Genomic DNA, 12,258 nt, shown 5'->3' with positions numbered 1-12,258 from the left:
AGTCATCAGTCCAATTTATTATAGAGCCTATTTTAAATACTATGATATAAATTAATGGAAATAGGATAAATATTTATAAATAAGGAGGAAACTATGGATTTTGAATATAAATTAGAAAATTTATTAACCGAAGTAAATGATAAAAGCGAAATTAATCATTATGTTTTTATAAGTTTGGGTAAACCTAACATCAAAGCCCAAGTTAAATTAATCAAAAAAACTAATTATCTTAAGCAAGATATTTCGAAATTAGCACTTAAATTTAAAAAGAAGACAGGTCAGTTTCCAGAGTGGATTAAATTAGATATTGTTACGTCAACAGAAAAAGTTCTATTTAAAGAATTAAAAAAAGAATTGATTAATACAAGACGTAATTATGTGGATTTTGGTATAGCATTTGATAGTCAATGGAATCTAGCAGTGTTACCTGAAGAAATTAATGCGAATGCTTTTGTTCGACCAGATAATTCTACTAAAGAATTATTTCTTTCTGAAAAAAATATTAATAATTATTTACGTAAATATACGACTAATAAAAAGGCATTTTCTAGTGAATTTTATAATGAAAAAGAAGTTGTTAAATTTTATACACATGGTTTCTTCATAGGTAATGAGAAAGTATATGAACTATACAGCAATGGTTATAGAAAAGGTTTAAGAAAAGTAGATCATTTAGAGAATGAAATTGATCAATTAATTGAAAGTAGCACCAATTTTTTACAGAATATGTTGTTAGATAATGGTAAGTATATTTATGGATATTTCCCACATTTTGATAATGAAATTGGATTTTATAATATTTTAAGACATTCATCTTCTACATATGCGTTAATAGAAGGATTAGCCTATTTAGGCAAAAGTTTACAACCTGTTGAAAAGGCAATTGATTATGTTATTTCAAATCAATTACTTGAAGTTGAAGATAAAGCATATATCTATGATGATACGGAAGATGCTAATGAAATTAAATTAGGACAAAATGCTTCATTTATATTCGCTATATGTGAATATTTAAAACATGAGAATAATCCTAAATATCTTGAAGCTGCTCAAAAAGTGGCGAACGGTATTCTTTCAATGATTGATGAAGATACGTATGAAACGACGCACTTATTGAATTATCCTGATTTAAGCATAAAAGAGAAATTCAGAATTATTTATTATGATGGAGAAGCTGCGCTTGCTTTGTTGAGACTATATCAAAGAGATAATAATAAAGTATGGTTGAAAACTGTAGAAAATTTAATGGATCGTTTCATTGAGAAGAAATATTGGCAATATCATGATCATTGGCTAGGTTATTGTACAAATGAATTAATTCAAATTAACCCTCAAGAAAAATATTTTGAATTTGGTATAAAAAATGTGAATACGTATCTAGATTATATTAAAAATCGTGAAACTACTTTCCCAACATTCTTGGAAATGTTAATGGCTACTTATAGATTAGTTCAAAAAGCCAAAGAAACTGGTTATGGGGAATTAGTAAATCATTTGATAGATGAGGAATATTTAAAAGAAGTTATTGATATTAGAGCAGATTATCAAAGAGTTGGATTCTTTTACCCTGAAACTGCAATGTACTTTAAAAATCCATCTAGAATTTTAGGAAGTTTCTTTATTAAACACCATGGTTATCGTGTCCGTATTGATGATATTGAGCATTATCTATCAGGGTATGTACAGTACCAAAAGGCATTCAAAGGGTAGGTAGTGATTATGCTAACAATTGGAAATATTTATCATATTATAGGTGGAGAGTTAAAGGATGCTCATAATAGCGAAACAAATGAAATAGATGATTTTGAGACAATCTATAAATTTGTAAAAAACAAAAAGACTGCGTATTTTTCTCCAAATAAAGAAACATGGGCAAGAGAATTGGGAAGAAATAAAAATGCTTTAGATGGTAATGATTTAGTTGATAGACAAAATGAAGAAATTGGGTTAATTATAACTGAAAGATATATTTCCGATTTAAAATTTTCTGTTCCTCAAATAATAGTAGAAGATTCTGTTCAAGCATTTAAAAAACTGGCTATTTATATTAGAAATCAATATAAAAATCCAGTTATTGCAATAACTGGCTCAATGGGTAAAAGTTCAACTAGAATGTTAACTACTAGCTTATTAGGTGATTATGATGTCCTCGAAAATAGAGGGAATAATAATGTTAGAGCAGCAATTTATAATAATATGTTGAAATTAATCAAAAACCCAGACTTTGCTGTGATTGAAACATCTCTGAATGCTATCAATTATCTTGAAAATACAGCTGTTTACTTAAAACCTGATATAGCAATTATTACTGGTATAGGTGAAGCACATTTTTCAACTTTTAAGTCTGTTAAAGATATTGCCAAAATTAAGACAAGGATTTTTGAAGGACTTGCGGATAATGGAGTAGCAATTATTAATAATGATACATTATATGCAGATTACTTAGTAGACAAAGCGCGAGAAAATACAAATAATGTCTTAACTTATAGTATTAAAAAGGCTAGTAATGCAGATTTAACTGTTGATAATATCAAGTATAATAAAGGAAATATTGAATTATTAGTAAATGACCATAAAAATGAAGAAGACATTTATCAGCTTAATACGATTAGTGAAGGGATGGTTTCTAACACACTAGCAAGTATGCTAATTCTAAAAAGTCTAAATTTACCAATAAAGAAAGACTTACTTAAGAATTTCAAACCTTTTTCAAAAATATTAGCACTGAAAGAAATACAAACAAAATCTCATAAACTAACTTTACTGGATGATACACATAATGCTTCTTTGCCTGCGATGATTAATGCGATTAGAGCGTTTAATAGTCAAACAAAGTTTTATACAGGTCATAAAATAATTGCCCTTGGAAAAATCAGTGATCTAGGTCGTAAGTCTAGTGAAACACATTTACAACTAGTTGAGGAGTTAGAAAGTTGTAATGCAGATTACATTTTATGTAAGGATACGGAATTAAGACAAGTCGTAAACAAAGTTCGAAATAAGAATATAACTTGGTATCCTAACAAGGAATTATTAATAAATGATTTAAACTACTTATGTAATGAAGATTCTCTAACTTTATTAAAATCTTCTGTAACTGGTACAGATTTTCCAGAAATAGCTAAGTCGTTGCCTAACATTTTGAAGGAGAATGACGTAGAATTTGATTTTGATAATCTATTTGAGAAACTTAGTAAAGTAGGGAGAAGTTATATTAGAGTAAATAATGAAACTGGACAAATTATTGAAGAATTTAACAGTGATATGTCTCAAACAATTGAGGGAATGGGTCCACTAATTTATTATTTAAAAGCTATAGATGAAAAATTAGAAAATAGAAGGATAAATATGAAAAGTTGGCCAACCAACAGTAGTAAAACTGGCTATGTTGAAGGTCGAGAAATTTATACTTATACATTACTAAAAAATATGACTAGCGCACCACATCCTTCTGAAATCTATGAGTTAGCTAATGAGTTATTTGAAAATCACTCAAATCGAAAAAAGTATATTAATCATTTGATAAAAAACTTAAGATTATCTAGTTCGATAGCTACAAACTTAACTGGCCGTTTTAGAAGTAGAGATCGACAAAGTTATACTGTAAAAGATTTATATCAAATATATAAGCATTATAAATATGATTTGTTTAGGTTTAATAATTCTTTTATTTTAGGACTTAAATATAAAAGTGGAATGATTAGAGGCGATAAGGAAACATTAATATTCACTTCTTTTGATAATATAGATGATTTAAAATCGATAATCGAACTTTAATAGTTCGGTAAATAAAGGTATTTAGAAAAGTAATTTCTGATTAGTATCAATCAGAAATTACTTTTTTTAATTATCAAATATTAAATATTTAATTTTCATTTATTCAAACCCTTGTGATAACGCTTACAAAAAATATGATAAAATATCGTAGTAAAGTAATTTTTCTTACAAAGGGTGGGGCTGAAATGAAGAAATACAGATACTTTATTATTACGATGATCATTATTATGACAATGATTAATTACATTGACAGGGGCGCGATTTCATACGCACAAAAGGATATTATCAGTGAATATGGCTTTGATACAATCGCTTGGGGTAAAATTTTAGGCTACTTTGGTTATGGCTATATGCTTGGATCACTGATTGGTGGATTAACAGCTGATAAGAAGGGGCCAAAGTTTGTTTGGATTATCGCTGGTACAGCATGGTCAATAGCTGAAATGGGAATGGCATATGCTGGAGAGATAGGTATGGCAATTTTCGGAGGTTCAGCGTTAGTAGGGTTTGGATTGCTTAGAGTACTATTTGGTGTTGCAGAGGGTCCGGTATTCTCAATTATTAGTAAGACAAACGCGAACTGGGCTGCGCCTAAAGAACGTGGATTATTATCAGCACTTGGACTTATAGGCGTGCCGCTTGGTGCATTAATTACTGCTCCGATTGTTTCTGGTTTCTTGACGATTGCGAGCTGGAGATTATTATTCATGATTTTAGGTGCATTAGGCTTAGTATGGGTAGTCATTTGGGCATTTGTATTTACTGATTATCCCGAAGATAATAAGCGTGTTTCCGCAGCAGAATTGAAAGAAATTCGTTCGACGGAAGATAGTTTAAATGTAGAAAAGACAGTTGAAACGGAAGATACTAAGGATGAAAAGTGGTACCATTTCTTTAAAAGTCCGACATTGGTTGGTAATATGTTTGGGTATTTTGGTTTCCAATATGTTAACTTTTTAATTTTAACTTGGACACCAAAGTATCTACAAGATGAGTATCATTTTGAAATTCATTCACTTTGGTATTTAGGTATGGTGCCGTGGATTGGAGCATGTTTCACGATTTATTTTGGCGGTCATATATCTGACTGGTTACGTCATAAAACGGGGAATTTACGTATTGCACGTTCGTATTTTGCGATCGCTGGCATGATTTGTGCAGCAATTTGTTTCTTAATCATTCCATTTACACATAGTATTGTCGCAATTATGCTTCTAATGATGGTAGGAAATGCCTTTATTTTCTTACCTAATAGTGTGTACTGGTCTGTAATCATCGATACTGCACCGAATAAGACAGGTACTTATGGTGGTATAACACACTTCTTTGTTAATTCAGCGACTGTTATCGCACCGACATTAACAGGGTACCTTGTCGCAAGTTATGGTTACACTTCTATGTTTGTGTCAGCGGTTATAGCATCACTAATCAGTGTTGTAGCTATGTGCTTTGTTAAACCAGGTGAAAAGAAAATGGCTAAGCAATAATATATAAACATAAAACATGGCAGTTATCACACTCGAACGTGTGGCAACTGCCATGTTTGTTTATATATGTCAATTATTTTCTATATTTTAATTTCGCGAATGCATCATGTTGGTGGATAGATTCTTCATTACGACATTCAATATCAAAGCCTTCTATCCAATCAAATTCTACTAAGTCAGCAGCAATTAGACGAATTAAATCTTCGACGAAACGTGGATTTTCATAAGCACGTTCTGTCACACGCTTCTCATCCGGACGTTTTAAGATAGGGTATAATATTGAACTTGCATTTGCTTCCATAGCATCTAAAATTCGCTCTTTATAATCATCTAGTACTTGATTATTTTTATCTAAATAAACTTTAACAGTGACAACGCCACGTTGATTATGTGCAGAATATTCACTGATTTCTTTTGAACAAGGGCATAACGTTGTTACAGTTGCTTCAATTGTAATTTCTTTACGTGTAATTTGGTCTTGTTCAATAGCTAAACCGTAAGTTACATCGGCATTGCCTACTGCTTTAATATTTGTAACTGGACTGAAGCGGTCAAAGAACCATTTACCTGAAACATCAACACCTGCTGAATTCTGTTTCATATTCGTTTGTAATGTACGTAATACCTGATAAAGTGTATCGAAATTTAATTCTAAGCCGTTGTTATAATGTTTCTCCACGCTTTCTAGAATACGGCTCATATTAATTCCTTTTTCATCCTTATTTAAACTCGTAGAGAAGCTAAAGCGCCCCGCTGTTTGGAAGCGATCGATGTTCACAGGATAAATTAAGTTTTTAATACCGACTTCTTCAATTTCAAATAAGAAATTTTTATGTGTGCTTTGTAAGTCAGTCATTTCATTTTTAGTTGTTGGTTTAGTACCTTCGATTGGGTCAACTGAGCCAAAGTGTTTCCAACGACCCTCACGTGTAGATAAATCAAATTCAGTCATTGTTTACCTCCCCTTAAGATTCAAAGTGATATGTCCAATATGGTTCGACGTCTAAGAAACTTTGCGTTTCGCCACCGACTTCTGGACTTGCTAATTGTTTTAAAAATGGACCAGTTTGAGATGCATGTGCTTCGAAAGCTTTCAATTTTAAATCTCGATATGCACGAATGTCATTTAATATATCTGGTTCGCCTAGTATGTCTGGTGCATCATTACTAAACGCTACAAGTTGTAATCGTGGTCTTTCATCCTTAGGCATTCGTCCTACGGTTCTTACTACAGCCTCGGCGGTTGCTTCATGATCGGGATGTACGGCAAATTTAGGATAGAAAGAAATAATCACTGATGGATTGGTTTCTTCAATCAAATTTTTTACCATGTCATCCATTTGCTCATGAGGCTCAAATTCAACTGTTTTATCACGTAACCCCATTTTACGTAAATCAGTGATACCAATGATTTTTATGGCTTCTTCTAATTCACGCTCGCGAATATCAGGTAGTGATTCTCTAGTTGCAAAAGGAGGATTACCTAAATTACGTCCCATTTGTCCTAATGTTAGGCATGCGTAAGTGACAGGTATGCCCTTATCGATATAACTGGCAATCGTTCCAGCTGATGAGAAGGTCTCATCATCAGGGTGTGGAAATATCATTAACACGTGTCTTTCATCTTTCATGAATAAACCTCCTCTATACTGTAAATGGCTTTTCACTGATTTCGATTGTGGCAGCCAATTGTCCTTCGTAGTTAAATCCTGCGATTAAAAATTCATTGTTGTCATTGATTTCATAATGCGTTAGCCCTTGAACGTAAACCCAACCACCATCGCGGAGTTTTAGACCAACTCTATAAGGGTCTTTCTCTCCACCTTTAAGTTGTGCATGTTCATACGTGACTTGTATATTCCTTAAAAACGTTCCCGCATTAAAGACACGTTGATCGAAATGGTTCGCATACGCACCATTAGTCGTTTCAACGTGTAGGTATACAGGTTTATTTTCGAATGATGTTAATAATTGTTGTACTTCTTCAGCGTTAATGGGTTCCAACACTTTCACTCCTTGCAACCATACAATATGTTTATCTATTTATTTTACTAAAAAGATGTGACTAATTGTACATCTCTGCTCAATTTATTTAGAAAAAATGGTAATTATACCCTTAAATAGTTGAATTACTGTAAGGGCTTTTATAAAAAATAAGATAAAGGTTTGATGAAGTTATATCGTTTAAAAAGATAGAAGACGGGTAGACTAATAAATGTGAAAGACAAAACTAAGAACTGAAGATATATGACTTTAGTAACGAAAGGATGTTTGCATTGGAATTACAATTAGCAATCGATTTATTAAATAAAGAGGAAGCAGCAGAGTTAGCTAAAAAAGTTGAGGAATATGTAGATATCGTAGAAATTGGTACACCAATTGTTATCAATGAAGGTTTACCGGCAGTTCAACATTTAAATGAAAATATTAATAATGCTAAAGTATTAGCAGACCTTAAAATTATGGATGCAGCAGACTACGAAGTAAGCCAAGCCATTAAATTTGGTGCAGATGTAGTTACCATCTTAGGTGTAGCTGAAGACGCTTCAATCAAAGCAGCAGTTGAAGAAGCACATAAACATGATAAACAATTATTAGTTGATATGATTGCAGTTCAAGATTTAGAAAAACGTGCGAAAGAATTAGATGAAATGGGTGCTGACTATATTGCAGTACACACGGGTTATGATTTACAAGCTGAAGGTCAATCTCCATTAGATAGCTTACGCACTGTTAAATCAGTAATTAAGAATTCTAAAGTAGCAGTAGCTGGCGGTATTAAACCAGAAACAATTAAAGATATCGTAGCAGAAAACCCTGATTTAGTCATTGTTGGTGGCGGTATCGCTAATGCAGATGACCCTGTTGAAGCAGCAAAACAATGTCGTGAAGCGATTGAAGGTAAATAAGCATGTCTCAATTTACAAATTATAAATTAATTCTTGAAGAATTAGACCGTACGTTATCACACGTACAAGATGAACAGTATGATCGCTTTGCTAATGATGTGAATGGTGCGCAAAGAATATTCACTGCCGGTAAAGGGCGTTCAGGTTTTATGGCGAACAGTTTCGCAATGCGATTGAATCAATTAGGTAAAGACGCATTTGTCGTAGGTGAATCAACAACGCCATCTATTAGAGAACATGACTTGTTTGTGATTTTGTCTGGGTCAGGTTCAACTGAGCATTTACGTTTATTAGCTGAAAAGGCGCAATCAGTAGGTGCTAAAGTTGTATTATTAACAACAAACCCTGATTCTCCGATTGGCGAATTAGCGGAAACAGTTATTGAATTACCTGCAGGTACAAAATATGATGTTGAAGGTTCTGAACAACCGCTAGGCAGTTTATTTGAACAATCCTCATTATTATTCTTAGATAGTGTTGTATTAGGATTGATGGAAACCTTTAATATTAATGAAGAAGAAATGCAAAATAATCATGCTAATTTAGAATAAATAATGTGATTTAATCCAACCGATTCCAGTCAGGAACATCGGTTGGATTTTTTGTGTAAAGACGAGGTTGGGACGTAAATAATAAAATCATGCTGCTTTGCAAATTCACAGTAGCTGACTGATCTGGGAAGACGCTTAAATTAAGATTTTCTCAGTTCTAGTCAGGGAGCCATATAAAAGAATTTAACTTGAATAAATGTTAACATAATATAAAATGAAGTTAACATTAAAGGTCGAAAGAGGTCATATGATGCTAGAAATTTTAAAGCGACTTGAATATTACGCTCAAGTACAACCGCAGTCTATTGCGCTTCAAATTGATGATGAAAGATTAAGTTATGAGGCGTTATACCAAAATATATGCAACTATACCGTGACGTTGCCAATGTTTCAAAGTGGATGTAGGGTAGGCTTGTTGAGTGACTCGCCTATAACGAATATGACTAATTATTTTATTATTTTAATGATGGGCGGTTTGCCGTGCTTTATAGATGTCAAGTGGACGCAAGCAACAATTGATGAACTCATAGAGACGTATCACATTGAATATATCGCCACAGCTATCGCCAACTTTGAACCGACTGTATCGTATGGGACATATGATCAATATATAAATGAACAAGCGAAGGTAGAACATATACTACATATTGGCTTCACCTCAGGAACTACAGGGCTACCTAAGGCATATTATCGAAATGAACTTTCATGGATTGCATCATTTAAAGAAAATGAAGCTTTATTACTTAACCAAGAAAAAAATTTAGTTGCGCCTGGTCCACTCGCGCATTCATTATCATTGTACACTTGCATCTACGCGCTTTATTCGGGAAGGGCATTTATTGGACAAAGACAATTCAACACACATCGCTTGATACCAATATTAAGGCAACAATACTCCAATATAGCGTTATTTCTTGTGCCAACAATGTTACATCAATTATTAACTACTGAATCGAAATTAACATGTATTACATCTATATTGTGTAGTGGTTCGAAATTATCAGAACCATTGTTTAAAGCAGTGACACAACAGTATGAACACGCCAACATCATTGAGTTCTTTGGAACATCGGAAGCAAGCTTTATTACATATAACTTTAATCAAACAGCGCCAACGCATTCGGTCGGACAAGTGTTTTCGAATGTTTCAATTCAACTTGAAGAACAAGATGAACGACACATTGGATTGTTAAAGGTTCAAAGTAATATGACTTATTCAGGCTATGTTAATGCTGGAGTGGTGCAACCTCAAAGTTGGATAGAGACAGGTGATTACGCCTATGTAAAAGATAAGTATCTTTATTTAGTGAGTCGTCAAAGCGATCGCCTTATTATTGGAGGTAAAAATATATATCCCAGTGTGATAGAGCAACAAGTGAAATTATTAGATGGAATTGAAGAAGCGGTTGTCATTGGTGAGCCACATCGTCAGTTTGGTGAAATTGCTGTATTAATCTATCTCGGAGATCGAGTACTCACATATGCAACGTTGAAACATTATTTACAACAAACGTTATCAAGATATGAAATTCCATCTAAGATTGTGAAAGTCAGTAAACTGCCTTTTACGAATAGCGGCAAAGTAGCACGGCGTAAAGTACAAGCACTTTATTTAAAGGGGGCATTTAAATCGTGAGAGAAGCAGTTATAGTGTGGGCTAAGCGGACACCATTTGGTAAATACGGAGGCATGTTGAAGCATTTAGAACCTGAAGCCTTATTGGTGCCACTTTTTCAAAATATCAAGGCAAGTTTTCCTGAAATTATAGATCAAGTGGATGATGTAGTATTAGGCAATGTGGTAGGTAATGGTGGCAATATTGCTAGAAAGGCAGCACTAGAGTCTGACTTAAAGCATACTATTCCTGGTGTTACAGTGGACCGACAGTGTGGTTCGGGACTTGAAAGTATCATCTATGCGTGTCGAATGGTGCAATGTGGAGCTGGACGCGTGTATATCGCAGGGGGTGTAGAAAGTACAAGTCGTGCGCCTTGGAAGATGAAACGCCCTCAGTCAGTATATGAATCACAGTTACCACAATTTTATGAGCGCGCATCATTTGCACCTGAAGGGCAAGATCCAAGCATGATTGAAGCAGCTGAGAACGTGGCGCAACATTATAATATCTCTCGGCAGAATCAAGATGCATTTGCGGCACGAAGTCATCGATTGGCAACAACACATTTTGATAATGGTGATATACAATGTGAAATTCTCCCTTTAAAGGTTAAGGGGAAGTGGTTGTGTAAAGATGAAAGTTTGAAACCAACGTTAACTGAATCACGTTTGCAACGATTAAGACCGCTTATATCGAATGGTACAGTAACAGTTGGAAATAGCTGCATGAAGAACGATGGTGCTGGACTAGCTTTAATTATGGATAAGGAAATGGCTATAGCATTAGGCTTGAAATACGGCATGGTGTTTAAAGATGCTGTTACAACAGGTGTGGATCCAACGTTATTAGGAATTGGACCAGTACCTGCAGTCTCACAATTATTAAAGAAACAGCAATTAAATATTGAAGATATCCAAGCGATTGAACTTAACGAAGCCTTTAGTTCACAAGTACTTGCATCCATAAATGAGTTGCATGCATGTATAGAGAAGGTAAATCAATGGGGTGGTGCGATTGCTACAGGACACCCATATGGTGCAAGTGGCGCGGCATTAGTTGCTAGACTATTAAACTTGCCTAAGTGGCAGTTAGGAATTACTACGATGGGCATAGGAGGAGGTATGGGTAATGCAATTCTCTTTGAAAAGTGGAACCACTGAAATGATAACAATTGAATTTCATGAGCATGATGTGCGTCGTTATTGTGATGTAATCGGTAGGGCGTATGATGGCATCGTTCCACCATTAATATGTGCTAAACTATGGCCTAAATTTAAAATGTTCCAAGTTTTCAAGGGGAAGCCGATACGACTAGTCCGTACTAATGTTGAGAAATTTGAAAATTTAGAAAGTGACATGCAATATTGTGCATATTTAACGTATAAAAGTTGTGATAAAATAAAACAATTTAACCGTTTTATCTTTAAATTAGAAATTAATAAAAATAATAAAACTTGTATGATTATCGAACAAACATTTATTTCTGGGGAGGGAATATATGGTTTTTAATAAGGAGTTGGTAGATCAATATTTAAAAATTGTTGATGATGAAAATCCAATTCATAGCGATATTGTACCAGGACAGCTCATCGTTGAAAAGGTATTTTCAATGTTAGATCAACACTGGGATAAATATAAAATTAAATACCTTGAAAGCATTGGTATCAATGAGTTTGTGGGATTTGTAGTTGTTGGAAAGAATAAAATTATTGTTTCGAATAAATCAGGTAGGGTAAAACTAGTTATAATTAGAAATTGATAAAAATATTATTTTCTAATTATAACTTTTTTTGCTTTTATTAAAATTTTGAAAGCGTGTACATAAGAATATTGTTAAATTCTGCAATATGAATAATATTGTATTTTTGAAATTAATATAATTTTTAGTAATTTGACAACATTCATTAGGTCTGTAT

General features: G+C 33.4%; 12 protein-coding genes. 9 read left to right on the top strand and 3 right to left on the bottom strand.

Annotated elements, in window-relative coordinates; genetic code table 11:
• Nucleotides 1-93 precede the first annotated feature (93 nt).
• The 3 genes from HMPREF3239_RS00590 (at nt 94) to HMPREF3239_RS00580 (ending at nt 5,264) form a co-directional block, all read left to right on the top strand.
• Nucleotides 94-1,710, top strand: a complete 1,617-nt coding sequence (locus HMPREF3239_RS00590; RefSeq protein ID WP_070854334.1) for a poly(glycerol-phosphate) alpha-glucosyltransferase — start codon at nt 94-96, stop codon at nt 1,708-1,710.
• Between the two features lie 9 nt (nt 1,711-1,719).
• On the top strand, nt 1,720-3,777 hold the full coding sequence (locus HMPREF3239_RS00585) for a Mur ligase family protein (protein ID WP_070854333.1): 2,058 nt from the start codon (nt 1,720-1,722) through the stop codon (nt 3,775-3,777).
• Between the two features lie 185 nt (nt 3,778-3,962).
• Nucleotides 3,963-5,264 (top strand): MFS transporter, encoded by a 1,302-nt coding sequence (locus HMPREF3239_RS00580; RefSeq protein WP_070854331.1) that lies wholly within the window; start codon nt 3,963-3,965, stop codon nt 5,262-5,264.
• Between the two features lie 73 nt (nt 5,265-5,337).
• Here the strand turns inward: HMPREF3239_RS00580 and folE2 are convergent, their stop codons facing one another.
• The 3 genes from folE2 to HMPREF3239_RS00565 are packed head-to-tail and all read right to left on the bottom strand — an operon-like array spanning nt 5,338 to nt 7,271.
• Nucleotides 5,338-6,216 (bottom strand): GTP cyclohydrolase FolE2, encoded by an 879-nt coding sequence (gene folE2 / locus HMPREF3239_RS00575; protein WP_053031353.1) that lies wholly within the window; start codon nt 6,214-6,216, stop codon nt 5,338-5,340.
• Between the two features lie 13 nt (nt 6,217-6,229).
• A complete protein-coding gene (bshB2, locus tag HMPREF3239_RS00570; RefSeq protein ID WP_070854329.1) occupies nt 6,230-6,895 on the bottom strand; it encodes a bacillithiol biosynthesis deacetylase BshB2 in 666 nt (221 codons plus the stop codon).
• A gap of 13 nt (nt 6,896-6,908) precedes the next feature.
• Entirely contained in the window at nt 6,909-7,271 is a 363-nt protein-coding gene (locus HMPREF3239_RS00565; RefSeq protein ID WP_174841478.1) for a YojF family protein, read from the bottom strand.
• A gap of 269 nt (nt 7,272-7,540) precedes the next feature.
• On the opposite strand from HMPREF3239_RS00565, the gene hxlA reads away from it, so the two are divergent.
• From hxlA to HMPREF3239_RS00535, 6 genes are all read left to right on the top strand, one after another.
• On the top strand, nt 7,541-8,173 hold the full coding sequence (gene hxlA, locus HMPREF3239_RS00560; protein WP_053031358.1) for a 3-hexulose-6-phosphate synthase: 633 nt from the start codon (nt 7,541-7,543) through the stop codon (nt 8,171-8,173).
• A gap of 2 nt (nt 8,174-8,175) precedes the next feature.
• Entirely contained in the window at nt 8,176-8,724 is a 549-nt protein-coding gene (gene hxlB, locus HMPREF3239_RS00555) for a 6-phospho-3-hexuloisomerase (protein ID WP_053031360.1), read from the top strand.
• Nucleotides 8,725-8,974: 250 nt separating this feature from the next.
• The gene (locus HMPREF3239_RS00550; protein ID WP_070854327.1) at nt 8,975-10,360 is read left to right on the top strand and encodes a long-chain fatty acid--CoA ligase; all 1,386 of its coding nucleotides are present in this window, start codon (nt 8,975-8,977) and stop codon (nt 10,358-10,360) included.
• Nucleotides 10,357-11,502 (top strand): thiolase family protein, encoded by a 1,146-nt coding sequence (locus HMPREF3239_RS00545; RefSeq protein ID WP_070854326.1) that lies wholly within the window; start codon nt 10,357-10,359, stop codon nt 11,500-11,502. The genes HMPREF3239_RS00550 and HMPREF3239_RS00545 overlap by 4 nt, the downstream gene beginning before the upstream one ends.
• Nucleotides 11,471-11,851, top strand: coding sequence for a hypothetical protein (locus HMPREF3239_RS00540; RefSeq protein WP_070854324.1), 381 nt, complete (start codon nt 11,471-11,473; stop codon nt 11,849-11,851). The genes HMPREF3239_RS00545 and HMPREF3239_RS00540 overlap by 32 nt, the downstream gene beginning before the upstream one ends.
• Entirely contained in the window at nt 11,841-12,101 is a 261-nt protein-coding gene (locus HMPREF3239_RS00535) for a hypothetical protein (RefSeq protein WP_070854323.1), read from the top strand. Before HMPREF3239_RS00540 ends, HMPREF3239_RS00535 begins: the two co-directional genes overlap by 11 nt.
• Nucleotides 12,102-12,258: the final 157 nt, after the last annotated feature.

This window comes from Staphylococcus sp. HMSC34C02, from assembly GCF_001838705.1.
Classification (GTDB): Bacteria; Bacillota; Bacilli; order Staphylococcales; family Staphylococcaceae; genus Staphylococcus; species Staphylococcus borealis.
The sequence above is the reverse complement of the archived record's forward strand: the minus strand, read 5'-3'. Positions and strand labels throughout refer to the sequence as shown.

What these genes read in the sequence shown, in the direction of transcription:
- HMPREF3239_RS00590 (WP_070854334.1), top strand. Translation starts at nt 94, where the DNA reads ATGGATTTTGAATATAAATTAGAAAATTTATTAACCGAAGTAAATGAT.
- HMPREF3239_RS00585 (WP_070854333.1), top strand. Translation starts at nt 1,720, where the DNA reads ATGCTAACAATTGGAAATATTTATCATATTATAGGTGGAGAGTTAAAG.
- HMPREF3239_RS00580 (WP_070854331.1), top strand. Translation starts at nt 3,963, where the DNA reads ATGAAGAAATACAGATACTTTATTATTACGATGATCATTATTATGACA.
- folE2 (WP_053031353.1), bottom strand. Translation starts at nt 6,216, where the DNA reads ATGACTGAATTTGATTTATCTACACGTGAGGGTCGTTGGAAACACTTT.
- bshB2 (WP_070854329.1), bottom strand. Translation starts at nt 6,895, where the DNA reads ATGAAAGATGAAAGACACGTGTTAATGATATTTCCACACCCTGATGAT.
- hxlB (WP_053031360.1), top strand. Translation starts at nt 8,176, where the DNA reads ATGTCTCAATTTACAAATTATAAATTAATTCTTGAAGAATTAGACCGT.
- HMPREF3239_RS00550 (WP_070854327.1), top strand. Translation starts at nt 8,975, where the DNA reads ATGCTAGAAATTTTAAAGCGACTTGAATATTACGCTCAAGTACAACCG.
- HMPREF3239_RS00540 (WP_070854324.1), top strand. Translation starts at nt 11,471, where the DNA reads ATGCAATTCTCTTTGAAAAGTGGAACCACTGAAATGATAACAATTGAA.
- HMPREF3239_RS00535 (WP_070854323.1), top strand. Translation starts at nt 11,841, where the DNA reads ATGGTTTTTAATAAGGAGTTGGTAGATCAATATTTAAAAATTGTTGAT.